A 23,368-nucleotide genomic window follows, 5' to 3' on the forward strand; every position below is an offset into this window, starting at 1 on the left:
TCCATAAGCCATAAAAAAAATTTATTTTGGGGCTTTAATGAACTTCTTCAGAAAACCAGTTAGGCCCGATGATACCGCAGATGAAGAGCTGGTTAACAGCTATCGTTTAAACGCCGATATAAGCGTACTGGGGAAGTTGTATGAAAGGCATATGCCGCTGGTTTTTGGCGTTTGCCTGAAGTATTTAAAAGATGAAGAACTTGCGCGCGATGCCGTGATGGGGATATTTGAAGAGCTGGTAATAAAGGTAAAACAGCACGAGGTGAAGCAATTCAGGAGCTGGCTTTACGTACTTAGCCGCAACCATTGTTTAATGCAATTGCGGGCTGGTAAAAAATTACCTACCGTTGGGATGGATGAGTTTATGGAATTTAGCCCGGTTTTGCATCCTGATGATAATGATGGTAATAAAGAGGAAGCATTGCAGGCTTTGGAGCGCTGTATAGATAAATTGATACCCGCGCAAAAACAAAGTGTACGTTTGTTTTATTTAGATGAGAAGTGCTATAAAGAAATTGCAGAGCAAACCGGTTATACATTAAACGAAGTAAAAAGTTATATACAAAACGGCAAACGCAACTTAAAGCTTTGCCTGGAAAAACACGGTGGATAAAAGCAGGGCCAACATATTGCAGATACAGAAGTACCTTAACGGGGAGCTTGATGCCAAAGCTATGCACCAATTGGAGCGCGAAGCGCAAGACGATCCCTTTTTGATGGACGCGCTGGAAGGATACCAGGGAGGTGCCGGCAACCAGCAGGCCAACCTTGATATATTGACCGGGCAGTTAAGCAACCGGGTGAATAAAAGAGAGCGGCGCATTATCCCGTGGACCACCATATCTATAGCCGCCGGTGTTGTTGGTTTTATGATAGTAGTTGGCTTACTATATAAAGGCAACGATACTCCCGTTAAGCAAATGCAAACAGCGCAGGTAAACGAGTTGCCGAGCGCTAAGGCAGATACCGTGGCCAACACCCCTATTATAACGGAGCCAAAGGCAAACAGTGTAGCAGCGTCGCAGCCGCCACGAAAAACTGTAGCTTCATCGGGGTTGCATAGCAGATTTAAACCTGTTGTTGCTGATAAAAACATGGAAGAGGAGCCAGCGGCACTTGCCGAAGTTGTGATGGCGCCTACTCCTGCAGCTAATGCCGAAAGCACCCCTTTGGATGAAATGATAATGGGCACTATAGCCAAACAAAAAGACAGCGTAGAGATGCCACTTACGGTGGCGGTTACAAAGAAGGCCGCCTCGCAGCCGCTCGTTAGCAAAGCAGAAGGCGTGCAGATTATTAAAGATAAGCGGACGGATAACGCCTACGAGTTGAGCAAGCTGAATTTACCTCCGAACTTTTCAACGGGTACTGTTATAAACAACCAGGGAGCCTTTATGCCCGGCGCGACTATTAAAATAGGAGGCAAGCCTGTTAGTTTTGGCCAAACCGATGCCAATGGCAGATTCACCCTCCCCGCTGCCGCAGCAAAAGAAACCGTTGAGGTATCTTATTCGGGTTTTAATGGCCGCACCAATGCGGTATTGTTTAATGCGAATATGAACACAGCCAATGATGCTTCGGGCCTGGGTTATTCAAATTCGGCAGGTTCTACAAGCAATTTAGCTCACCCGCAAAAAGGCTGGGTGATGTACCAGCTATACCTTGCCCAAAAGAGTTACTTACCCGCAGGCGAAAAACCCGGTATAGTGGAGCTTAAATTTACAGTAAGCCCAACAGGCAGTATCAGCAACATCACCGTGGTTAAGGGGCTAAGCCCCGCGGCAAATAAAAAGGCCGTAAGCCTGATAGCCGACGGCCCTAAATGGGTTGGTAATACAAACGGTAAGCCCGAGGAAAAAACACTGCAGTTGGAATTTATAATTAAATAAAAAAGGGGTTTAAAAAAAAGCGTCATTGCGAGGTATGAAGCAATCTCCCGATTTGCAAAGCGATCATGCTGAGCTTAGAGATTGCTTCGTACCTCGCAATGGCGTGGGAGTAACAGGTTTCTAAATTCCTTACCTTTTATTTTTATCGTAGTAACCAAATACTTTCTGCAACAGCGGTGTTGTACGTGCCGATAGGTTTTGGCGGATATTAAGCTCTTCTTTAGCAATCTCTACAAACAATCCATCTATTGCTTTTTGCATCACGTAGTCGGATATATCCGGGTTTAACTTGGTTACAAAAGGTACTTTGTTATAAGCCGTTGCTGCATCACCATAATATTTGGTAGCGCCCACCTTATTTAAGCTGGCTTGTATAACCGGTTTAAAACTTGCGGACAATTGCAAGGTAGTAGTGCGTTTAAAATATTCGGTTGCTGCATCCTGCCTGCCTAAAAGGATATTAGTAACATCCTGTATCGTCATTTGCTTAATAGCATTAACAAAGATCGGTCTGGCACCTTTGGCGGCATCCTCCGCGGCGCGGTTAAGGGATAGTATTACATTATCTGCCAGCTTGCCTAAGCCAATACTGCGCAGGGTTTTCTCAGCTTTCTGTGCTTCGGGAGGGAAAAGTATTTTTATTGCGGCATTTGCAAAAAAACCATCAACGGTGGAGAGCTGGTCGGAGCTTTTGCCGGTGCCAATTTCCAGGGCCTGTTTTAGCCCGTTGCCTATCTCCAGGCTGGTGGGGTTGCCGTATTGCTGTACGGTGCTTTGCGCTACCTGGCTAAGCGTATCGCAGCCGGAAAATAATATAAAAATTAACGGGATAAAGAATAAGGATTTTTTCATAATACGTATCAAGCAAATCTGCTGCCAAGATACGCTTATCCTAACACATGTATCAGTACAAAAACAAGCCCGGCAATTAAAGCAGAGATAGGTATGGTAATTATCCACGCCCAAACCAGGTTAATGGTAACGCCCCAGCGCACCGCGGATACCCGTTTGGTTAAGCCTACGCCTATAATTGAACCTGTAATAGTGTGTGTAGTTGATACGGGTATGCCAAAACGTTCGGTAATAAACAAGGTAACAGCGCCGGCCGTCTCGGCAGAAACGCCTTCAAGCGGCGTTATTTTGGTGATCTTAGATCCCATTGTTTTTACAATTTTCCAACCACCGCTCATGGTACCTAATGATATGGCCGAATAACAGGCCAGTGGGATCCACTCCGGCATTGGTGCGCCGCTGTTTATCACCTTTGATGCAATCAGCGCTACATATAAAATGCCCATTACTTTCTGCGCGTCGTTGGTGCCGTGTGCAAAGCTCAAAGCGGCAGCAGAAACTAACTGCAGCCTTTTAAACCAACGCTCGGCAACTGCCGGCCTGGCCTTTTTGCAAATATGTAATATGAGTATAGTTATAAAATAGGCAATAATTAAACCGATGAAAGGTGCCAGTACGATGTACGCAACAATGGTTAGTATATAATGCGCGTTTACGGCACTTAATGCCGGTGCGCCAAGGTATAAGGCATTGGTGATACCCGCACCTGCAAAACCGCCGATAAGTGTGTGCGAAGAACTTGAAGGGATACCAAACCACCAGGTAATTAAATTCCAGGTGATGGCGGCCAAAAGCCCGGCTAATATTACGTGCAGGGTAATGTATTGCTCCACAACAATTTTGGCAATGGTATTGGCAACTTTATGATCTTTTATAAAAAAGTAAGCGGCAAAGTTAAATACCGCAGCAAGCAATACCGCCTGGAAAGGCGTTAACACTTTTGTAGAAACTATAGTAGCTATAGAGTTGGCCGCATCGTGGAAGCCGTTGGTATAATCAAATATGAGTGCCAGGGCAACTACAGCAACTAATAAGGTGGTAACCATTTATTATAAAATAAGTATATGCTTAGGCGTTTTTAACTAAAATCGATTCCATTACATTGGCGGCATCCTCACACATATCGGTAGCAGTTTCTAATGCGGCTAATATCTCTTTGTATTTTATTAAGCGGATGGCATCTGTTTCGTACAGGAACAGGTCGGCAACGGCGCGGTCGAAAACGTAATCGGCCTGGTTTTCTACACTGTTTATACGGATGCACGAATCGGCAATGGCACGTACGTTGCGCAGATCTTTCAGCTCGCGTACGGCTTTCTCCAGATCGCCTGATGCCTGCAGGATAAGGTCTGATAACTTGCGGATGTGCTCGTTAAAGTCATCGATCTTGTAAAGACTCATGCGGTTAGCAGCGCCATGTATATAATCGGCAACATCATCAATAGCGGTAGCTAAAGCATGGATGTCCTCCCGGTCGAACGGGGTGATAAAGTTTTTGCCCAGTTCCAGGTATATCTGGTGGGTAAGCTCATCGCCTTTATTTTCCAGTTTATCTATCTGCCTGAACAATTCTTCCTGAGTAGACGGGTTATTGCTGTTAACGGCCTCTACTAAAATAGTAGCCATGTTTACAACATTACTTGCAGCTTGCTCAAATAAAGGGAAGAAGGTTTTTTTGTCTTTAGGGACGAAGTACTGGAAAATACTGTTAAGTGACATTTTTTAAATATTTGGTGTAAAGGTACGGTTGCAATGTTAAGTTAGTGTTAACTTTTCAACACTGGTATATTCGGGAATGGCAAAATTTGCTTGGTTTTTTGGAGGGTGAAACCAAAGGTTGAGCCCAGGCCTTCGGTACTGCGCACGTTAATGGTTTGCTGGTGTGCTTCTATAATATGCTTAACAATGGCCAGCCCCAGGCCCGAGCCGCCGATTTGCCTGGAACGGCTGGTATCGGTACGGAAAAAGCGCTCGAACAGGCGGGGAAGGAATTTTTCTTCGATGCCCATACCATCATCGGTAACCTCTACCAGCACCTGCTCGTGCAGGGTGAAGATACTTACCGAGGTTTCGCCACCTTCTTTACCATATTTAAAGGAGTTATCTATCAGGTTCACCAACACCTGTTTTATTTTCTCGCGGTCGGCGTTTACATAAATGCCGTCGTCATATTTCTGTTTGAAAGTAAGCTTGATATTGTGGTGCTTAGCTTTAAGTTCCAACAATTCAAACACATCTTTTATCAGGTCGTTAATTTTAAACTTGATATAATTGATAGGGATCTCGCCCGATTCCAGCTTGGAGATCTCATCCAGGTCTTTGATGAGGTAACTTAGGCGGTCTACATTTTTCGAGGCTTTTTCCAAAAAGTTGGCAGCGAGTTCTTTGTCCTCAAAATCGTCATCCTGCAGCGCCTCGATATACCCCTGTATGGCAAAAAGCGGGGTTTTAAATTCGTGGGAGATGTTGGAGAGAAAATCGCGGCGGAAACGCTCCTGTTTCTTCAGGTCGTCAACTTCTATCTTTTTAAGGCGTGCCCATTCTTTTACCTCTTCTTCCACATCTTTAATGGGGTTGGCGCTTACGTGCTCGCCCAGGGCGTCGCGCAGGTCGCGGCCCAGTTTAAGGTTGTGGATGAGCTTGTAAATGAGTTTAATTTTTGAGTAGATGTATTTTTCTATCAAATAGTAAAATACGATGTAGCTGCTGATGAGGGTCACCAAAAAGGTGATCATCATATCGTACCACTTATGCTGAAAATAATAGTTTACTGCCGAAAGGCTGATTGCTACCGCCGCGGAGTTAATAAGCACCAATACACGCAAATTCATAGTGTAAAGTTACGCTTTGTATGTGATGATTTTGCAGCCTGCCCGGCTGTGCAGCGTTAAGTTATTGTTATGAATGATGGACAGTTACTTAGCGGTCTCCACTTCCACGTTAATGGTAGCTTCGTCTGCCAATGTCATGGTGCTGCCGCCGATGCCGAAATCGGCGCGGCTAATTTTAAAGCTGCCTTTTAAATAGGCAATGGTTGCATTTGTGATGTAACTAAAAGGCACATCTATCACTTTGGTTTTATCTTTTATAGTGATATTGAACTTACCGATATAGTTGTCGGCGTTTTTGCGGGTGAACGATACCGATGACATGGTGATCTTTGGATATTTAACCACATCAAAATAATTTTCATTTTTAATGTGGTTATCGCGCATATCGTTATCGGTGGTGATGGTGGTCATATCGGCAACAGCATCAATTTTGCTGGCAGCCAGTTTTGCCGGGTCGAACGCTACATTGGCCTGCATAACGCCAATTTTACCACCTGTATTGATGCCCAGGTTTTTTATTTTAAACGTAATAGACGATTTGCTAACGTTATTTTTTACCTGGCCGAACGCTGTAACACTGATTATTAAAAGGGCTATTGCTAAAAATGCTTTTCTCATATGAGGATTCTATTCTTTCTTTATACGGACTTGATTATCAGCCCTTAGTTTAATATCTGCAAAAATAAACGTTATAACAGCCAATTCTATTGCCTAAAACTCCACATGCGCCCTCAGCGAAAATACGTTTACCGGTCCGCGATCGTGGTTATAGGCAGGGTTTGCAATAAACTGGTAATCGGGGGTGAGCCAAAGTTTGCCCTGGTAAGCGTTAATTTTATAGTAAAGTTCGGCTATCAGTTCGGTAGCGTAGTTTAGCTTGCCATCGCCAATAATAAAGCCATAACCGCCTGCCGCCAGGTAATCGCGGTGTGGTTTGGATATACCGTTGCCTACAAATGCCAACCCAAGCTCATCGTCTTTACGGTTCCAGCCGCCGCCTTTTAGTACGGCGCCTACGCTTACCGATCTGTCTATCTCCGTAAATGCCCAGGTCTCGGTTTTACCGTCGTTATAGCTTGCTTTTGCAAATACGCCGAAGTTATTGCTTAAGTACTGGTCGGCACTAATGCCGAAGCCAAACTTGTGTTTGCCGTAAACTAAATTGGTATCTACCTCGGGGTTAACCGGGTTTTTAGCCAGCGCCAGCCTGTAATCGCCCATTTTGCCGTTATTGCGGAAACCAAGGAGCCTTAATGTACCCTTACGCCCGTTAAGTGTATAGCGCTTTTCGTATTCGAGGGACTGGGTGTTGGCGTGGGCTAAACGTTCATCCCAGATAGCACCGTTGGCGGATGTGGTTGTCATGGTGAAGGCAAAGCGTAGCGCCCAGGTTGGCTGGCCCAGTTCGGCCATGGCGCCCATTACATATCCGCGGGTATTGGCGGGGTAATCCCAGGCACCGTTATCCATCAGGCTCCAGTTCATAAACTGCGAGCGCGCATCGTGGCTAAATTCGTTTCCGTCGAAAAAATCGGCCATGCCAAATTTGCCAATGGTAAAGTTAAGGTATCGTTTGCTCCTCAGCCCGGCTAATTGGTTCACATCGTCGGCAAGGGTATCCTTTTCGGTGCCCCATTCAAAATTCTGCGAGAAATACAGTCGTGCTATATAAATTTTAGGCTCGGCACCGCCAACCCTAAATGTTTCGCCGTTGGGGAAACCGGCTACGCCAAGCGTTTTACTCAATCCCGATCCGCCCGACATCTCGGGGTTAAAGTAAGCCGAAGCGCCTTTCCATAACCGTGCGCCGCCAAAAAAAGTGGTGGTTAGCGATGTTTGCGTTTCTTTAACGGTAGAGAGGCTGTTATCGCCGGTATAAGGCGCGTTGAAACCCAGTTTAGACTGGGTGATAACCGTTTGTTGGAAATGGAAATTAAACCGCTGTTGTTTAAGGGTATCCTGCGCGAGGCCGGCTTTGCAAACAAATAGCGATGCTACAAAAAGAATAAGGGGGGCTTTATTCATAACGATATAATAAAAATAGTTGATTACTGTACTTCGGTGTAAAACTGCTGCAGATAGCTTTCCATAAAATCGTGGCGTTGTTGGGCCATTTGTTTACCGGTTGCTGTGTTCATTTTATCTTTTAGGAGTAAAAGCTTTTCGTAAAAGTGATTGATGGTTGGGGCGGTAGTATTTTTGTACTCGGCCTTGCTCATTTTAAGATTGGGCTTTACTTCGGGGTTGTATATTTCGCGGCCTTTGAAACCACCGTAGGTAAATGCGCGTGCAATACCAATAGCGCCGATTGCATCCAGCCTGTCGGCATCCTGTACCACGGCAAGTTCGGGCGAATGAAAGGTAGCTTTATCAAAGCTTGACTTGAACGACATGTGCCTGATGATCTGCTGTACATGCTCCACCACGGCGGAATCTACATTAATACTGTTCAAAAAATCGCCGGCGGTTTTCGGGCCTATCTCTTCATCGCCGTTGTGGAATTTACTATCGGCAATATCATGCAGCAGGGCGGCAAGTTCAACTATCAGGAAGTCGGCTTTTTCGGTTTGAGCGATGCGTTTAGCGTTTGTGTGTACGCGCTGTATGTGCCACCAGTCGTGGCCACCTTCGGCGTTTTTCAGGGTATCCTGTACAAAAACGGTGGTTCGGGCTATTATATCTGCTGCGCTCATCTTTTACAATTTGCTGCAAATATATTTATCCGGAATAAGATTGGCTTATAAAAAGAAATTATGCGGCTTCCGCTTTTTCGGTTTTGATAAGGTCCATTAGCTCGGTCTCTAAAACTTCGGCTATCTGGAACAGGCGCTCGAGTGTTATCTTGGTGTAACCCAGCTCTATTTTACTGTATGCGTTTTGCGAGATATTAAGCTTTGCGGCCAAATATTCCTGCGTGTAATTTAATTCTTCGCGCTTATTGCGGATGTTGGCCGCTACCGCTTTTACTTTAAAATTTAATAGGTTCTTCATCGTCACTTTTTACAGGGGGGATTAGTAATTAACATACAATTACGAGATTTTTTAACAGACGGATTTCAATTTATATGGTTTTGGTTAATTTTTTTTCAAAAAAGACATGGTATACAACAGCTGCTAAAAAAATCATGCCGAAAATTTTTGACAGAGAAGAGCGGATTAAAAGAAAAGTGCTGGAGCACAGATCTGTTTTGAGCTAAAAACACTGTCGAAAATTTACACGTTTTTGCATTTTTGCGCGAAAAAAGGGATGTTTTTACGCCTTTTCGGGAGGGTATAAAACCACAAAACTACCGGCTGAAGAGCGCGGTAGTTTTTATAGAAAATGCTGTAGACCAATTTGGGGTGAACCCCCAAATTGGTCTACAGATCGTACTTGATCACCACGGTTGGCAATAAGGTTGCCGAGTTTAGCGGGATCTGGTCGTTAGATACGATAGGTTTGCGAGCGCTGTAAAAATCGTAAGCCGCTTTTTGTACTTCGGCTTCGCCGGATGAGGGGCTATTGTAACCGATAGAGAACGGGATGATAAAATCGTGGAATTTCTCCTTGTTGGGGATGATCCATTTTTTGGTTGATTTTTTCAACGCCTGTATCACCGGCATGGTGAGCAGGTAATCATCTGCGTAGTATATTACAATACGGGTTATGTTGCCGCTAATATCAGCCGTAAATTTAAAAACTGCCGTGCCGGTAGCTTTTTTCACTTTTATATCGTTGCCAATTTGCAGGCTATCTTTAAAAAAACGGGTCATCACCGGGCTGCCCCCCTGGAAAGGGAACGCCAGATCGCCCTCCTGGGCTTTGCAATAAACGGATGATAATAGCAGGGCAATAATTAATAGCTTCTTCATTTAATCTACTTTAGGTTCGCGTTTGCTGCCTTCGTACAGTTCGTACTCAAACAGGCGGCAATCAAGTTTGCCGTTGTAAAACTCAATTTTGCGGCTCGGGCGCAGGCCAATTTTCTTAGCCAGGTCCGGGTTGCCGGTAAAAACGTAACCGCGGTAGCCGCCGCATTGTTTTTTAAGATAATCGCCAATGCGGGCGTAAGTTATTTCCAGTTTGGTGTGCACACCAAGGCGCTCGCCATACTCGGGGTTAAACATTACCACGCCCGGCTCGGCAGGTACTTCCGTATCCGCAAAATCACAAACGCTAAATTCTATTAAATGTTCTACGCCGGCAGTATTTGCATTTTTACGGGCGATATCTACCGCATCGTCAGAAATATCGGTAGCTATAATTTTAAAATCTACGGCCTTTTTCGATTTATCCTTTAATTTACGGCGCTCCACAAAAAATACCTGCTCATCGTAACCCATCACATGCATAAAGCCATAGTTCATACGGAACAGGCCGGGATGCTTATCGGTAGCCAATAAGGCAGCCTCGATAGCCAAAGTGCCCGAACCGCACATGGGGTTAATAAAGGTGCTCTTCATATCCCATTTGGTAGCAATGATGGTTGACGCCGCAAGGGCTTCCAGCATTGGGGCTTTGCCCGGTATTTTGCGGTAGCTGTGCTTGGCCAGGGTTTCGCCCGATGTATCTATATAGATATCGGCCTTTTCATCCTGCCAGTACAGGCTGATAACGGTTTTATTAGCTTCGGCACCGCTGTTTGGGCGTATGCCTTTTTGTGCCTTTATCCTGTCTACAATGGCATCTTTTACCTTTACGTTGGCAAACAGCGGGGTAAGAATGTGCTCGTTATTTACGTTGGATGTTACCGAAAAATAGCCGGTAAAATCTATCAGCTTTTCCCATTCTATCTGCACCAGCTCATCGTAAAGCTGGTTGGGATTTTCGGCTGTAAAGCTTTTTAAAAGATATAGCACCTGGCTTGCGCAGCGCAGGTTAAGGTTAAGCGCAATGGTATCGGTAACGGTACCAACCAACTCAACGCCTGTTTGGAAAACACGGGTGGGCGTAAAGCCCAGTGCTTCAACTTCCTGCTGCAGGTAAGGCGAAAGCCTTTTGTTGCAGGTGATTATGATTTTACTCTCGGTGTGGAAAACTTGCATGATATATTTTGCGAATTTATGAATAAATACCCCCGCTTTTAATTTCTTACTGCTAACTTTACATTTTAAATATTTCGGAACTATGGAAATTAAAGGTAAAGTGTATGAAGTGTCTCCAACCACACAGGTTACGGAGTCGTTAAAAAAGAGAGAATTGATACTTGAATATATCGAGAACCCACAATATCCCGAATATTTGAAGTTTGAAGCTATACAAGATCGCACCGCGCTGATGGATGCCGTTAAGGTTGGCGATGATGTAGAAGTGTTCTTTAACCTGAAAGGCCGTAAATGGACCGATAAAATGGGTAAAGTGGTATACTTTAACACCCTGCAACTTTGGAAAATTAACACCTTAGGCAGTGCCGGTGCTGCTGCCACGCCAGAATATGCAGCCCCTGCCGATATCAGCTCAAGCGCTGATGACGACGATTTGCCTTTCTAAGTGAGTGGTGAGTAGAAAATGGTGAGTGGTTATATAGCCGCTTAGCTATTTAAAATATAAAAAAGAGGCTGTATCATGAAATGCATGATCAGCCTCTTTTTCGTTTAAAACTATTCAGATCGTGGTGAAATTTGTGTACTGGGTGAATTTTGGGCGCCTTGCACTTGTAAATTAGTTAAAAGCGGTTGTTTGATGACTGCGAATGCACTTTCGGAGCTACTTTTGGTGTTAATTTAGGCATTTAGACGGGGCCTATTTTTTGTTTTGCCACACAAACAGTTCAAAGTATGCCATTAAGGGTGAAAAATTTTACGTTTTAAAGGACATTTGCTGTTTTACGATGGTATAGCCAGCCAATTGGGGTAGTTTGGTATGAGACTTGCGATTAAACAAGTCTTTACTATCAAATTACCAAGTGGCAGTTCATTATTGCCGGGATATACTACTGCATGCATTACATCAAACGTTTACTTAAGACGCTGTTTTTCCTGGGATTGTTGTATACCAATACAGCATCGGCGCAAACAATAAATATAAATTTTCAACCAAGCGGTACATCCACCCCAAGCGGTTACAAGGCGGATATAGGATTGCCTTATGATGCTACACGCAAATACGGCTGGATAGACCCCTCGACTAAACAGCCGATAGATTTGCAGAACAACATGCGCCTGCGCAGTGGTTCCGGAGATTTTAAGCAATTGTCCTTAGTACAAATGCAAGCTACCGGTAATTCGCAGGTACCCGGAACATGGGAGTATGCAGTAACAAATGGCCGGTACCGGGTAACTGTAAGTTCGGGCGATACTGGATACTACGACAGCAATAATCAGATAAACATAGATGGGTTACCTGCCATCCAGGATTTTACTTCTACCTCAGCAACAAAATACCGCACAGCCACGGCTGTAGTACAGGTAAACGATGGTAAACTAACTATTGACGCTGCTGGGGGTGTAAACACCAAAATGAATTATTTAAGCTTTGTGCCGGCTACAAACGTGACAGATACCGAAATCCCCACTGTAAGTGCCCGGTTATCGGGTACGCAAAGCTCCGGCGGTGTGTATAGCAACCAGGTTAAGGTGTATGTTACTGCAAAAGATAATGGCGCAGCGGGGCTGGCATCACTGCAATATGCAGTAAACGGCGGATCATACATTAATTATAAATCGCCTTTTATCATTAATATAGCCGGTGCTTATACGCTCAAAATAAAAGCAACAGATGGAAATAAGAACGAAAAGATCAGCACGTATAGTTTTAAGGTAACAACAGCAAAGGTTACCGGTGTGTATATGTCCTTAAAAAACATGGACCTTATTCCTGCTAACGATGTGCTGGTGTTTTCATTAATTCAAACCCCCTGGCGGCGCACAAGCCCTACCACTACACCGTATAACGCCAATCATGATAAAGTAAAGCTACGTGTATACAATAAAGGGACAGGCAAGTTAAACATCACCAATTTAAAGCTCTCTAATACTGCTTCATGGAAGATCGCATCAGTTAACGGCGACACGATTGTAAGGCTGCCTTTTTCGGTAAGTTCTAAAGCCTACAGTGATGTGATAGTACAGTATACAGCTAAAAATGTAGGCACCAGGGTTAAAGTACTTAATGATACGCTTACCGTCATCAGCAACGATAGCATAGCCCCAACAAAGAAGGTAAACCTGCATGGTATATGGCAGGTAGCTGGCGAAAGCACCAATGAACCATTTGCACAGCAAATAATCAGCGCATTTGGTTATACAACCAATACCGGATACGGGCATGATGATGGCGACAATAATGGAACAGCCCGGGTAGCCGGTTCCAGTGAAGTTAACGCATCGTATTTTGTGCAGGCAGATAAAAGTAAACCCGTTACGGTATATCAACTGGCAGCTTATCATAGCTGTTGCTCGGCAGTAGAATCTGTTAAATATTTTGCCAAAGGTTCATCTTCAACAACTACTTTGTTTACACATAACAACCTGGATGGACAATCCGTAATACCAAGGCTTGCCAACTCCAGCATATCCCCTGCTCAGGGAACGTTTAACTTTTCCGGATCGTTTGGAATTAAGATAGGCTCATCTTCTTCTGATAGAACGCAGAATTACAACGGGTTGATTGGAATAAGGTTTTTGAAAGTAATGGATGCGGAAGGCAATATTGTCCCTAACGCCTACATTCTGGATTGTGATTATTTGGGTACCGAATACACTAATTACGATTACCAGGATAATGTTTATTATGTTGATAATATCAAACCGGAGTCGGGCTCGCTGCACTATTCCGACCTGGGCTGTACCACATCCTCCGACGTAAATTTTGCAAATACCTTAATAGGCAGCACCACATCTGTTGATCTTACCCTTAAAAACATGGGCAAGCAATATAGCGATGGAACGAGTGATTCGGATATTAAGCTGACCGGAGTAGAAATAGTTGGCCCTAATGCGTCGGAGTTTTCCGTTGGTGCTTTGCAAACTTCAACCCTTACGGTTCAAGCTACAACGCAAATAACAGCTAAATTTAAGCCTGCTACTGTAGGTATAAAAAATGCGGCTATTCTTGTACATTACAACAGCGCGTCATCACCGCTTCGTATACCATTGTATGGTAGGGCCAACAGCAGCACCGCTACCGTGAGCGTGGTGAAACGAATAAAAGGAGGTGCAGATGCTAATGTAACTATCGATAATAAATTGTTCGAGGCGGATAAAAGCTACAGAAGTGGCTCAATTAAACTGGATATGCAAGTGGTAAAATCAGATGTTGCTGCAACCGACGATGAGTTGTTGTATCAAACCTATCTATCTGCAGCAGCGGACCTGGCAGAGACGAAGTATGCTATTCCTATATCAAACGGAAATTATTTGGTTCGCATGCACTTTGTGGAGAATTATTGGACAACGCCCGGAGCGAGAGTTTTTAGCATATTTATGGAAGATAAGCAGTCGCTCTCTAACTTTGATATTTACAACGAGGTGGGTTATCGGCAAGCCTTGGTAAAAGACTTTAAAGTAACTGTAAATGATGGGGTGCTGAGCGTAAAATTCGTTCCTACAGCAAATAGGGTTGCTATTGCCGGTTTAGAGATATTTAAAATCAATACTACACAAGCTGCTTCAACCATGGCTGTTGTTAAACCAACTTTGATAGAAGAAATAAAACCCGTTGCAAATTTAACCGTTTACCCAAACCCCAATTCAGGAGCTTATTTTAGTATAAACGCCCAAAACCTTACGGGTAATGAGAAAGCCGTAATTAACGTGATTAACTCCTGGGGGAGATTAGTACAAACTCAACAGGTAGTGATTGATGAACAGGGAATGCTAAAAGTGCAGGTTACTTTAGGGAAAACGCTGGAACGGGGAGTTTATATTATCCAGGTTGCATCACAATCAAAAACTTTGTTTTCAAAATTACTTGTTGATTAAATAAGATGGTTTGCTGTATCAAACAAAATGCTGAGCAAGGAATTAAAAGAGCTGGAAGTGAATAAGCTGATAAGGCGAACCGTGTTAGATACCCAACCCGTAACAGTTAAATATAACCTAACAGAGTACGGCAAAACATTACAAACCATTATAAACAATCTTTCTGATTGGGGGATAGAACACAGGAAAGTGATTATTGGGAAATAGCAGCTGTTTTTAAAAGATTAGTTTCATTTTAATATTACCGATTTGACGATCAGGTGTACCTATAAGGATATTTTACATGATCCACCTGCCGGGCTTTTCGGCTCCAATCCTCCAATAATCTTCTATAAACTGTTTTTGCTGTAGTGTTATAAACTAAAGTTGGCTTTTATTGGTGAATAGTGTAATGCTGTCCTTTTCTGATAGCATAGTTTTGAGTTAATGGCTGTGGCAAGCCATTTTTTCAAAATCACGGAAGATTTAAGTTAAAGCATTACTATGGACATTAAACGCAATGCATTATTGCTGGCAGCCGGCTTTGTAATTTTAGCGGCATTGAGGTCACAGGGTCAACCTCCTGGTTCGGGCAGCAGGATTGATACCATAACCAAAAACGATACCATACGCAGTATAGCACCATTCTTTATCACTGCATCAGCATCAAAAAAGACCCCGGATGCCGATGGGTTTATTCAGCGCTGGTTGCTCTTGGAGCCGATCAATAAATCCATACGGAGCAACGTTGTTTTCACCAATAACTATCTTAAAAAAGAATTTGAAACCGATTATTTTCCAAACCAGTTTACTGTTATCCCCAAAGATGGTGATAAAGTAAAAGTTGGGGAGCAGGAATTATTATGGCATGCGTTGGAGAGCCCAACTTTCAACGTCAAATTATTTCGTTTTGCGTACGGACTAAAGAAACAGACCTATGCCGTACTATTTTGGGCGGTAACCATAGTAAACAGCCCGCGGGAAATAAAAAAGGTACGATTGGCGGTAGGCTCAAACGGCGGATCGACGTGGTGGCTGAATGGAAAAGAAGCAGTGACGCTCGACGGCGACAGGCGCATGGTGATGGATGATGGTGCCTCCACCCGGTTTACCCTTAACAAGGGGAAAAACATTATACGGGGCGCAGTGATCAACGGGCCCGGGCTCAGCGATTTTTGTGTTCGTCTGCTGGATGAAGACGGAAAGCCGATAAAAGACCTCACCATCAGTTTACAATAGATCAATCGATCATTCCATTTAACATCGAATTTGTTAGCAATTGAGCTATTATGAAATTAACAATAAAGGTATTAAGCACTATAGCCCTGTTTTCACTATGGGCACCCCTTGCGGCGGTAGCGCAAATTGGCAAACCGTTTATACACGATCCCTCAACGATAGTAGAGTCTGACGGGAAATATTTCACGTTCGGAACATTTGGCGGCGGATTGATATCCGAAGACGGTTGGACGTGGAATGAGGGCGGAGTAAGACCCGGCAGGGGAGCCGCGCCCGATGTGATGAAAATTGGCGATCGCTACCTTATTACGTATGGTGCCACCGGCGGGGGCCTGGCGGGTGGCCACAATGGAAAAATACTTACCATGTGGAATAAATCGCTCGATCCGAAATCTCCTGATTTTAAATATTCGGAGGCTGTTGTAGTTGCCTCATCAGATGGTATAGAGGATAATGATGCGATAGACCCGGCGCTTCTTCTTGATCCAAATGATGGGCGGTTATGGTTATCCTACGGCACGTATTTTGGATATATCCGCCTTGTAGAACTTGATCCTAAAACGGGTAAACGTGTAAAAGGCAATAAAGCATTAAATATTGCCATTGATTGTGAGGCCACAGATTTGCTATACAGAGATGGATGGTACTATCTGCTTGGCACACACGGCACCTGCTGCGATGGCCCAAACTCAACTTATAATATTGTTGTTGGCCGATCCAGAAAGGTAACCGGCCCATACCTTGATAACATGGGAAGAGATATGTTGAAGGGTGGTGGCAAAATGGTTGTTGCGGCTGGCGACAGACTGATCGGGCCGGGGCATTTTGGGCGTATTGTAGTTAGCAATGGCGTTGAAAAGATGTCCTGCCATTACGAGGCGGATCTGGATCAAAGTGGCCGCAGCGTATTAGGCATACGCCCCTTGCTATGGGAAAATGGATGGCCTGTTGCAGGTGATAACTTTAAAGAAGGGACTTATGAAATTGAGTCTGAAAGGAGGGGATATGCCTTAGAATTGAGCGTTGATTTTATAAGAATGCCGGGCGGAATGCGATTTAACCGTAATAATGATGAGCCGGTAAAACCGGTACCGTCGCAGGAATTAGCAGATGTAATAAAAAGCTGGCCAACCACAAATATTAGCGTAAGGATGGCAGATTATATGTTTCGCCCTCATCAAAAATGGACAATTTCACCAGTGCCTGGTGCGGGAGGGTATCTGGGCGGGCCGTACTATAAAATAGTGATCGCCGGAACGGAACGTGCGTTGGCAGCAACGGCTGAAGCTGAACTTATCGCCGTGCCAACGTTTACCGGCGCGCCCGAGCAACTATGGCGAATCGACCAGTTGACAGACGGAACTTATAGGGTCATGCCAAAGGTGGTTCCAAACTCCAAAGAGCAGCTGGCTTTAGTGTCGTCCGGAGATAGCACACCTACCCTGGCCAAATTTGATATGAATAGTGATAACTCCAAATGGAATTTTAAGGCTCACTAATAATTAGTAAAAGAACTTTTTGAAACGAAAAGAGGCTGTATCATCAATCATGATGCAGCCTCTTTTCGTTGATTTATCCGGGTACTTGGCGTGTAAACGTTTTGCAGAGTATATTCCCTGAACGCTATTCTCCTAATGGCTTATAGAGCATTTATTTCGATAATTAGCGCTACCTGATTATCAATACCGGCTTATTACTGTTGTTTTCTTTACTGTTGATTTGCACAGTTATATTTTTATTTGATGCATCTTTTATAACAAAGCTTACATTTCTGTCGCCGGCAAGCTGTGCCTTAACAAAGGTGGTGACATCAAAATTAATACGCTTTAACTGGTTATCAGCAACAGCGGTGCTTAATACGCCGGGCACCGGTTGCGGGGCGTTACTAAACGTAAGGCTGTTTTCTAACCAGTTGTCATCGTCGATAGCAAAGCTTGATAAGCTTAAGCTGTTTGTGTTATCCATATTTCTGCCATAAACACTTAGCGTGGCAGAATTTACCACACTGATATCCGTCAATGAAAATTTAAGATATACTGATCTTAAGTAATTATTTGTGGTAGAGCCTTTTATTGCCAAGGCGGTATCGCCCCCAAAATTAGCGGAGCCAAAACTACCATTACGAACAAAAGCATCTGCCGAAGGTAAAAGCTCGATAGCCGGGGTATTAGTAACCGGCACCCCTTTATAATTTATGGCAGAAAAATTACCGCCGGTGTAGTAAATATTGCCGTTTAGCACTGCCGCTACCCCGGCAGATTTTGCCGCGCGCATCGGCGCAAGTACCGACCATGTATTTGTTGCCGGGTCATAAGCAAAAACTTGTTTGCCTGGTGTGTTATGAGCTGTTTGGCCGCCAAGCACAATTATCCTGCTTCCGTAAACTACTACAGACGATAAAATATGATCTATCGCAAATGGCATATCAGCCAAATTTGTCCAGGTGTTTGTTTGCTCATCGTATACCTGAAGCGTGCGCTGGGGTATCGACTCTTCATTTTGATGATGAGAACCGCCCATTATATAAATTTTACCGTTAAAAATGGCTGCTCCCGGGTGATTCACCGCATTGTTAAGCGGGGCAAGCGTTGCCCACCCTGCCGCAAGGTTGTTTAGATCCAACACCAAATGGATATTGGTATCAGATCGCGACATATCGGCTCCGCCTATGTAATGTATTTTGCCATTTAAATAGCGCAATTGCCCGGCAGCTAAAGCCTGTGGCAAATCAGGCATCTTACTGTAAGAGTTTGCGGTAACGTTATATTTCCACACCTGTTTAGTGCCAAATATCTGGCCTGTGCCTGCTGCATTAGAGGTGTAACCTCCCGCCATATAAATATCAATACCGTCTGTAGTAACGGCTACATGCGTTCCTCCCCCAAAATTAGATCCGGTAGGCTCGTGCGGTAAACTCTTGATAGATGCCCAGGCATCAGTAACCGGGTTGTAAACGTAAGCACGCTTAGTAGGTGTCCATTGAGGGCGTTTGTTAACATCAAAACCGCCAAAAATGTAAAGTTTACCTTGCACAACCTCACCTTGTATCTCATGCGTGGCCAGCGGTTGTGCTTTGGCAGTGCCCCAGGTAATCGCCGAGAAATTATCGTCGGCATTTGAAGCTAAAGGAGCTACAGCGATGCCTTTCAATTTTAGCCCTGCTGACGTAGCCGGGTTATCGGCCTTTTTACAGAATTGCAAACAGCCTATAGCGGCCAGCATAGCTATTTTGGTGGATTGCTTTATTAAGTTTTTGACCATATCCTGGCAGTAAATTTTAGTGATATGGGTAAAACTAACAAGAAACCATTAGAGGCTAAGATGCCCTTACACGATTGCCCCTAAAATGTGAATTAATGAGGAAGCCTATATTCTATTCCTTCACTATCCTCTTCACCGCAACATTTGCACCTTGCTTTACGGTAAGGATGTAAATGCCGTTGCGTGGCAGGTTTATTTTTTTGCTGAAGCTGCCGCCTGCAGCCTTGTCGCTCCAAAGGGCTTTGCCTTCGCTGTCGGTTAGTTTAACATCGGCGCTGGTTTTGGCCTCCAGATTAAAGCTAATGGTAGTTTTGCCTGTAGAGAATTCGGGCGATAAATTCAGATCGTTGATATCCAGCGCCGTTTTTTCGGTGCCGGCGATGCGTTTTGCTGTTTCTTTAGAGGCATCGTTTACACGGAAACTTACATCGGTGCTGATGCCATCGTTATCGGTGTTGGAGTAATTAAACGTTTGGGTGTTTTTGCGGTTAAAACCCATCATCCGCCCGCCGCGGCCGGGGCCATCAAACCGAAACTGCCTTTCCATAGGCATTGGCGGGCCATCGTTAAAATCAAACGCGCGCTCATCATCAAACCTGAAATTGCCGCCGCCGTTGTCGAACTTAAAGGCAAAGGTGCTATCGGCACCCGGCACCTTTTTAAGGCGGAAAGTGAATTTCTTGCGGATGCTATCGCCCATTTCTGCAGAAAACGGCATATCTATACCACCATCCATGCGGCGTTCTATCACAACATCCTGGTTTTTGTCGCCTTTCATGCGCTGGTTCCGGCGGATAACAATATCGCGGTTACCGCCTTTATCGGTGCTTTTAAAATCGATATTGCCCATTTTATTCATTTCGCTTAGGGCATCCTTGCGTTCTTCGGGAGAGAGTTTCTTAATGTCTTTACCGTTGATGGTGGTATCGCCGTTCAGTATTTTTATTTCTATACTTTTTTGGGTTTGGGCCAGCACCAGCGGCGGCAAACCCAATATGGCTATTAAGCTAAGCGAGAAGATGATCTCGATGCGGGGGTGTAAAAAAAGCTTCTTCATTTTTACGAGGATTTAAGTTTTTGATGTATCAAAGGTATAAAACAGGTATTAATCAATATGTTAAATGCCTGCTGAACAATTGTTAAAAATTGTTAAATGCGCCCTTTATCAGCTTAATTAAAATATTTTTGCTGTAGAGATGAAGAAGAGGAGTATCGGTTTGATCATAGGCCTGATGGGTTTTGCACTTTTGGGTGTGGTGGCTATGCAATATTATTTTTTGCGCCAATCGTATCAAATGCAGTCGGACTTGTTTAACCGCAGCGTAGACGAGGCGCTTACCAGCGTGGTTACCAAATTAGCCAAACAGGATGCCATAACTTTTTTGAACGCAAAAACACAGATACGCCCCTTTACCCTGAAAAACGTTGGTACCGAAAAGGTTACAGAGATCAGCATCAACGGCAATGCTTCGGCCATTAATGATTCTGTACTGGCAAAAAAAAGGCAAACCAAACGCCAGCGCAAACTGGCCATGCTGCGAGATAGCCTGAAGCGGATGGTGATGCATAAAAGGCTCGACGATGAGATTGCCAACCTTACCCAGCAAGGTACCGTGAACCTGCGCATCAGGATAGAAGAATATACCGATGAGTTTGGCAACGTACAGGGACGCTTTATCCCCGAAATGGTGAAAAGCCCGCCCCGCCCGTTAAAAACCCGCATTTATAAATACGATACCATCCGTGGCACTTATATCGACCCGCAATTTGGCCGCCAGGTAGTTACTGCGGTAAGTATAAACCCGGCATGGGTAGAACAGCAAAAGCGCCTGCAAAAAGAACGGCAGTTTAACCAGGTAAAGAAAATGCTGGAGACAGACTCCCTGGAAAATATTGCGCGCAATCCTACTAAAGCGGATGTTATTGCTAACCTGGCCGAGGAATATCAAAAATCTAACGAACCGCTGGCCAAACGCCTGAATGGTTTCTGGATAGATTCGCTGCTGCGCTTCGAACTGCATAACCGGGGTATATTTTTGCCTATTAACTATGAGGTGACTACCGCCAACACAGATTCGGTTATCTTCTCCAGCGCGTTGGATATTGACGGTAACAAACCCCAGTTTACAGAGGCCAATACCTACCAGAAAACCATTTTCAGCACCGAGGTGCTTAATGACCCGGGACGGATAAAAATATCCTTCCCGCAAAAAAACTCGTTCATACTGGGCAACATGACGGCTACTATGGGTACTACTGGTGGGCTGTTGTTCGTACTGATATTTTGCTTCGGATATACTATATTCTCCATACTGCGCCAAAAGAAGATCTCGGAGATGAAGATCGATTTCATCAACAACATGACGCATGAGTTTAAAACCCCTGTATCAACCATTATGATAGCCAGCGAGGCCTTAAAAGATGAAGAGATTGCCGAGGATAAAACACGTGTGGCCAGGCTGGCCAATGTTATTTACGAGGAAAATGTTCGCCTGGGCAGCCATATAGAGCGGGTGCTGAACATTGCCCGGATAGAGAAGAACGATTTTAAACTGGATAAGAAATCGGTTGATGTGAATGATATGGTGAGCGTGGTGCTGGATAGCATGGCTCTTAAATTGCAAAAATGTGAAGCCGTAACTACGCTGAATTTAACAGACGACAAAACTATTATTATTGGCGACGAGCTGCATTTTAGCAATGTGCTGTATAATTTGATAGATAATGCCCTAAAATACACTAAAGATGCGCCCGATATAACCATCGCCACAATAAAGCGCAACGGATACGTTTGTATAAAAGTGGCCGATAAGGGTATTGGCATGAGCCGCGATCAGCAAAGCAAAATTTTTGAACAGTTTTACCGTATACCAACCGGCAACCTGCACGATGTAAAGGGCTTTGGCCTGGGGCTGAGCTACGTAAATACCATCGTAAAAAGGCTTGATGGCACCATCAGCGTAAAAAGCGAGAAGGAAAAAGGCTCGGAGTTTGAATTGAAGTTTCCCAGCGCGTAGCGGTTGGGGAGTCGGAAAGTCCGTAGTCCGGAAGTCCGAAAGAAGAAGAAGTGACTGCATAAGTGAACCCTAAAATCTTGCCGACTTCCGGTCTTATCGGACTTTCGGACTAAAAATTATGAAGAAAATACTACTTGTTGAAGATGACCCCAACCTGGGCCTGTTGCTACAGGATTACCTGCAGCTGAAAGGCAAGTTTGATGTGGTTTTATGTAAGGATGGGGAGGAAGGCTTGCGCGCCTTTACCAAACAAGTGTACGATTTGCTGATACTGGATGTAATGATGCCCAAAAAGGATGGTTTTACCCTGGGGAAGGAAATCCGCAAGATAAACGCCGGTGTGCCCATCATCTTTGCTACGGCCAAGGCGATGATAGAGGATAAAACCCAGGCCTTTAACTTAGGAGGGGATGATTATATCACCAAACCTTTCCGTATAGAAGAACTGTTGCTGCGCATAAACGCCTTGCTGAAACGCACTGATAAAACCGATAAAAAAGTTACTGACGATAGCCCTACACAATTTAAACTGGGCAGTTATAGCTTTGATTATACCATGCAGATGATCACCCGCGGCGATGCGCACCAAAAGCTATCTACTAAAGAGGCCGAACTGCTGCGCCTGCTTTGCCTCCGTAAAAACGAGGTGCTTACCCGCGAAGAAGCGCTGCTGAACATTTGGCACGATGATAATTACTTTAACGGCCGTAGCATGGATGTGTTTTTAAGCAAGATACGCAAGTACCTGCGCGATGATTCATCGGTAGAGATCATCAATGTGCATGGCAGGGGGTATAAGTTGCTGATCAATTAAGCGGTGTTTTAAAGTAGCCGCGCAGGTAATGTATACTGCTTTCTTCCTTATCCTTCAGAGTTGTAATTTCTAAAAATACAGCATCAATAAAACCGCTGATCACTTTAGATGCAGCTCGTTTTTTTTGATTGAGTGTAAGCTGCAGGTTTTTTATTTGATAAGTATTTTTTTGCCCCGGCACAAATTGCGGGTATATGAGTTTGGGTTCGAAGGATACTCCCTTCTTATTAATAACTGCTGTAAATACGCTGGCATAAGCAGGTAACCCATCCTCAAAAACCAGCGTTATCGTGCCATTTTTCCGGGTTGCGTGGCAGTATCGGATGGGATAGCCTCCTTGTACGTCGGTTTTGCAATCGGCAGTAAAATATAAATGGGCTTTATCGGCTTTGGTTATTTTCCCATCAATATTTTTAATGAGTTTTCCATTGTCATCTTTATCCATATACCAGGGATAGGCCCAATTTTTGGTGAATGCGAAATGAGTTTTAGGATTTTCATCGATCGTTACAGGCGCATAAAATTTCTCCTGTGCTTTCGTCTCCCTGCCGGTAAAAACAAGCAGGCATAGAGCCAATATCAAAA

The 23,368-nt window shown here is 44.3% G+C and carries 22 protein-coding genes; 9 read left to right on the forward strand and 13 right to left on the reverse strand.

Features of this window, described 5'->3' with window-relative positions; genetic code table 11:
- Nucleotides 1-37 precede the first annotated feature (37 nt).
- Both IDJ77_RS17130 and IDJ77_RS17135 read left to right on the forward strand, forming a co-directional pair.
- Nucleotides 38-613 (forward strand): RNA polymerase sigma factor, encoded by a 576-nt coding sequence (locus IDJ77_RS17130; protein ID WP_191190206.1) that lies wholly within the window; start codon nucleotides 38-40, stop codon nucleotides 611-613.
- Nucleotides 606-1,889 (forward strand): carboxypeptidase regulatory-like domain-containing protein, encoded by a 1,284-nt coding sequence (locus tag IDJ77_RS17135; protein WP_191190207.1) that lies wholly within the window; start codon nucleotides 606-608, stop codon nucleotides 1,887-1,889. The genes IDJ77_RS17130 and IDJ77_RS17135 overlap by 8 nt, the downstream gene beginning before the upstream one ends.
- Nucleotides 1,890-2,018: 129 nt before the next feature.
- Here the strand turns inward: IDJ77_RS17135 and IDJ77_RS17140 are convergent, their stop codons facing one another.
- The 10 genes from IDJ77_RS17140 to IDJ77_RS17185 all read right to left on the reverse strand — a co-directional run bounded on the left by IDJ77_RS17140 (nucleotide 2,019) and on the right by IDJ77_RS17185 (nucleotide 10,597).
- On the reverse strand, nucleotides 2,019-2,741 hold the full coding sequence (locus IDJ77_RS17140; RefSeq protein ID WP_191190208.1) for a DUF4197 domain-containing protein: 723 nt from the start codon (nucleotides 2,739-2,741) through the stop codon (nucleotides 2,019-2,021).
- A 35-nt stretch (nucleotides 2,742-2,776) separates the two neighbouring features.
- Entirely contained in the window at nucleotides 2,777-3,787 is a 1,011-nt protein-coding gene (locus IDJ77_RS17145; RefSeq protein WP_191190209.1) for an inorganic phosphate transporter, read from the reverse strand.
- Nucleotides 3,788-3,809: 22 nt separating this feature from the next.
- Nucleotides 3,810-4,460 carry a DUF47 domain-containing protein gene (locus tag IDJ77_RS17150; protein ID WP_191190210.1) on the reverse strand — a complete coding sequence of 217 codons (651 nt, stop codon included), beginning with the start codon at nucleotides 4,458-4,460 and terminating at the stop codon, nucleotides 3,810-3,812.
- Nucleotides 4,461-4,507: 47 nt separating this feature from the next.
- The gene (locus IDJ77_RS17155; protein WP_191190211.1) at nucleotides 4,508-5,572 is read right to left on the reverse strand and encodes a sensor histidine kinase; all 1,065 of its coding nucleotides are present in this window, start codon (nucleotides 5,570-5,572) and stop codon (nucleotides 4,508-4,510) included.
- An 84-nt stretch (nucleotides 5,573-5,656) separates the two neighbouring features.
- Nucleotides 5,657-6,190: a YceI family protein gene (locus tag IDJ77_RS17160; RefSeq protein WP_191190212.1), complete on the reverse strand. Its 534-nt coding sequence runs from the start codon at nucleotides 6,188-6,190 to the stop codon at nucleotides 5,657-5,659.
- 93 nt (nucleotides 6,191-6,283) lie between these two features.
- A complete protein-coding gene (locus IDJ77_RS17165; protein ID WP_191190213.1) occupies nucleotides 6,284-7,597 on the reverse strand; it encodes a carbohydrate porin in 1,314 nt (437 codons plus the stop codon).
- Nucleotides 7,598-7,620: 23 nt separating this feature from the next.
- Complete coding sequence (locus IDJ77_RS17170; RefSeq protein ID WP_191190214.1) at nucleotides 7,621-8,265, reverse strand: HD domain-containing protein; 645 nt, start codon at nucleotides 8,263-8,265, stop codon at nucleotides 7,621-7,623.
- A 58-nt stretch (nucleotides 8,266-8,323) separates the two neighbouring features.
- Nucleotides 8,324-8,563: a helix-turn-helix domain-containing protein gene (locus IDJ77_RS17175; protein ID WP_191190215.1), complete on the reverse strand. Its 240-nt coding sequence runs from the start codon at nucleotides 8,561-8,563 to the stop codon at nucleotides 8,324-8,326.
- Between the two features lie 369 nt (nucleotides 8,564-8,932).
- Nucleotides 8,933-9,424, reverse strand: coding sequence for a hypothetical protein (locus tag IDJ77_RS17180; RefSeq protein ID WP_191190216.1), 492 nt, complete (start codon nucleotides 9,422-9,424; stop codon nucleotides 8,933-8,935).
- Nucleotides 9,425-10,597, reverse strand: coding sequence for a THUMP domain-containing class I SAM-dependent RNA methyltransferase (locus IDJ77_RS17185; RefSeq protein WP_191190217.1), 1,173 nt, complete (start codon nucleotides 10,595-10,597; stop codon nucleotides 9,425-9,427).
- Between the two features lie 82 nt (nucleotides 10,598-10,679).
- Between IDJ77_RS17185 and IDJ77_RS17190 the strand changes: the two genes are divergently transcribed.
- From IDJ77_RS17190 to IDJ77_RS17210, 5 genes are all read left to right on the forward strand, one after another.
- Entirely contained in the window at nucleotides 10,680-11,042 is a 363-nt protein-coding gene (locus IDJ77_RS17190; RefSeq protein WP_191190218.1) for a DUF3127 domain-containing protein, read from the forward strand.
- A gap of 449 nt (nucleotides 11,043-11,491) precedes the next feature.
- A complete protein-coding gene (locus IDJ77_RS17195; protein WP_191190219.1) occupies nucleotides 11,492-14,473 on the forward strand; it encodes a malectin domain-containing carbohydrate-binding protein in 2,982 nt (993 codons plus the stop codon).
- Nucleotides 14,474-14,500: 27 nt separating this feature from the next.
- Entirely contained in the window at nucleotides 14,501-14,680 is a 180-nt protein-coding gene (locus IDJ77_RS17200) for a winged helix-turn-helix transcriptional regulator (protein ID WP_191190220.1), read from the forward strand.
- A gap of 276 nt (nucleotides 14,681-14,956) precedes the next feature.
- The gene (locus IDJ77_RS17205) at nucleotides 14,957-15,691 is read left to right on the forward strand and encodes an acetylxylan esterase (RefSeq protein ID WP_191190221.1); all 735 of its coding nucleotides are present in this window, start codon (nucleotides 14,957-14,959) and stop codon (nucleotides 15,689-15,691) included.
- 50 nt (nucleotides 15,692-15,741) lie between these two features.
- Nucleotides 15,742-17,190, forward strand: coding sequence for a family 43 glycosylhydrolase (locus tag IDJ77_RS17210; RefSeq protein WP_191190222.1), 1,449 nt, complete (start codon nucleotides 15,742-15,744; stop codon nucleotides 17,188-17,190).
- Nucleotides 17,191-17,359: 169 nt separating this feature from the next.
- Here IDJ77_RS17210 and IDJ77_RS17215 read toward each other — a convergent pair whose 3' ends face one another.
- Entirely contained in the window at nucleotides 17,360-18,952 is a 1,593-nt protein-coding gene (locus tag IDJ77_RS17215) for a CBM96 family carbohydrate-binding protein (protein ID WP_191190223.1), read from the reverse strand.
- 112 nt (nucleotides 18,953-19,064) lie between these two features.
- Nucleotides 19,065-20,009 (reverse strand): T9SS type A sorting domain-containing protein, encoded by a 945-nt coding sequence (locus IDJ77_RS17220; RefSeq protein WP_191190224.1) that lies wholly within the window; start codon nucleotides 20,007-20,009, stop codon nucleotides 19,065-19,067.
- A gap of 139 nt (nucleotides 20,010-20,148) precedes the next feature.
- Here IDJ77_RS17220 and IDJ77_RS17225 point away from each other — a divergent pair, with 139 nt between their 5' ends.
- Together IDJ77_RS17225 and IDJ77_RS17230 are read left to right on the forward strand one after the other, a co-directional pair.
- Nucleotides 20,149-21,969 carry a sensor histidine kinase gene (locus IDJ77_RS17225; protein ID WP_191190225.1) on the forward strand — a complete coding sequence of 607 codons (1,821 nt, stop codon included), beginning with the start codon at nucleotides 20,149-20,151 and terminating at the stop codon, nucleotides 21,967-21,969.
- A gap of 118 nt (nucleotides 21,970-22,087) precedes the next feature.
- Entirely contained in the window at nucleotides 22,088-22,783 is a 696-nt protein-coding gene (locus IDJ77_RS17230) for a response regulator transcription factor (RefSeq protein ID WP_191190226.1), read from the forward strand.
- Here the strand turns inward: IDJ77_RS17230 and IDJ77_RS17235 are convergent.
- The gene (locus IDJ77_RS17235; protein WP_191190227.1) at nucleotides 22,776-23,366 is read right to left on the reverse strand and encodes a hypothetical protein; all 591 of its coding nucleotides are present in this window, start codon (nucleotides 23,364-23,366) and stop codon (nucleotides 22,776-22,778) included. The two genes, IDJ77_RS17230 and IDJ77_RS17235, sit on opposite strands and share 8 nt — an antisense overlap.
- Between the last annotated feature and the right edge of the window lie 2 nt (nucleotides 23,367-23,368).

The sequence above is a fragment of the Mucilaginibacter pankratovii genome (assembly GCF_014773265.1).
Lineage (GTDB): Bacteria > Bacteroidota > Bacteroidia > Sphingobacteriales > Sphingobacteriaceae > Mucilaginibacter > Mucilaginibacter pankratovii.

Excerpts from the sequence above, each read along its gene's own strand:
- IDJ77_RS17155 (WP_191190211.1), bottom strand. The coding sequence starts at position 5,572 with ATGAATTTGCGTGTATTGGTGCTTATTAACTCCGCGGCGGTAGCAATC.
- IDJ77_RS17150 (WP_191190210.1), bottom strand. The coding sequence starts at position 4,460 with ATGTCACTTAACAGTATTTTCCAGTACTTCGTCCCTAAAGACAAAAAA.
- IDJ77_RS17205 (WP_191190221.1), top strand. The coding sequence starts at position 14,957 with ATGGACATTAAACGCAATGCATTATTGCTGGCAGCCGGCTTTGTAATT.
- IDJ77_RS17185 (WP_191190217.1), bottom strand. The coding sequence starts at position 10,597 with ATGCAAGTTTTCCACACCGAGAGTAAAATCATAATCACCTGCAACAAA.
- IDJ77_RS17160 (WP_191190212.1), bottom strand. The coding sequence starts at position 6,190 with ATGAGAAAAGCATTTTTAGCAATAGCCCTTTTAATAATCAGTGTTACA.
- IDJ77_RS17175 (WP_191190215.1), bottom strand. The coding sequence starts at position 8,563 with ATGAAGAACCTATTAAATTTTAAAGTAAAAGCGGTAGCGGCCAACATC.
- IDJ77_RS17190 (WP_191190218.1), top strand. The coding sequence starts at position 10,680 with ATGGAAATTAAAGGTAAAGTGTATGAAGTGTCTCCAACCACACAGGTT.
- IDJ77_RS17130 (WP_191190206.1), top strand. The coding sequence starts at position 38 with ATGAACTTCTTCAGAAAACCAGTTAGGCCCGATGATACCGCAGATGAA.
- IDJ77_RS17225 (WP_191190225.1), top strand. The coding sequence starts at position 20,149 with ATGAAGAAGAGGAGTATCGGTTTGATCATAGGCCTGATGGGTTTTGCA.
- IDJ77_RS17195 (WP_191190219.1), top strand. The coding sequence starts at position 11,492 with ATGCATTACATCAAACGTTTACTTAAGACGCTGTTTTTCCTGGGATTG.
- IDJ77_RS17230 (WP_191190226.1), top strand. The coding sequence starts at position 22,088 with ATGAAGAAAATACTACTTGTTGAAGATGACCCCAACCTGGGCCTGTTG.
- IDJ77_RS17210 (WP_191190222.1), top strand. The coding sequence starts at position 15,742 with ATGAAATTAACAATAAAGGTATTAAGCACTATAGCCCTGTTTTCACTA.
- IDJ77_RS17165 (WP_191190213.1), bottom strand. The coding sequence starts at position 7,597 with ATGAATAAAGCCCCCCTTATTCTTTTTGTAGCATCGCTATTTGTTTGC.
- IDJ77_RS17180 (WP_191190216.1), bottom strand. The coding sequence starts at position 9,424 with ATGAAGAAGCTATTAATTATTGCCCTGCTATTATCATCCGTTTATTGC.
- IDJ77_RS17220 (WP_191190224.1), bottom strand. The coding sequence starts at position 20,009 with ATGAAGAAGCTTTTTTTACACCCCCGCATCGAGATCATCTTCTCGCTT.
- IDJ77_RS17145 (WP_191190209.1), bottom strand. The coding sequence starts at position 3,787 with ATGGTTACCACCTTATTAGTTGCTGTAGTTGCCCTGGCACTCATATTT.
- IDJ77_RS17215 (WP_191190223.1), bottom strand. The coding sequence starts at position 18,952 with ATGGTCAAAAACTTAATAAAGCAATCCACCAAAATAGCTATGCTGGCC.
- IDJ77_RS17200 (WP_191190220.1), top strand. The coding sequence starts at position 14,501 with ATGCTGAGCAAGGAATTAAAAGAGCTGGAAGTGAATAAGCTGATAAGG.
- IDJ77_RS17170 (WP_191190214.1), bottom strand. The coding sequence starts at position 8,265 with ATGAGCGCAGCAGATATAATAGCCCGAACCACCGTTTTTGTACAGGAT.
- IDJ77_RS17140 (WP_191190208.1), bottom strand. The coding sequence starts at position 2,741 with ATGAAAAAATCCTTATTCTTTATCCCGTTAATTTTTATATTATTTTCC.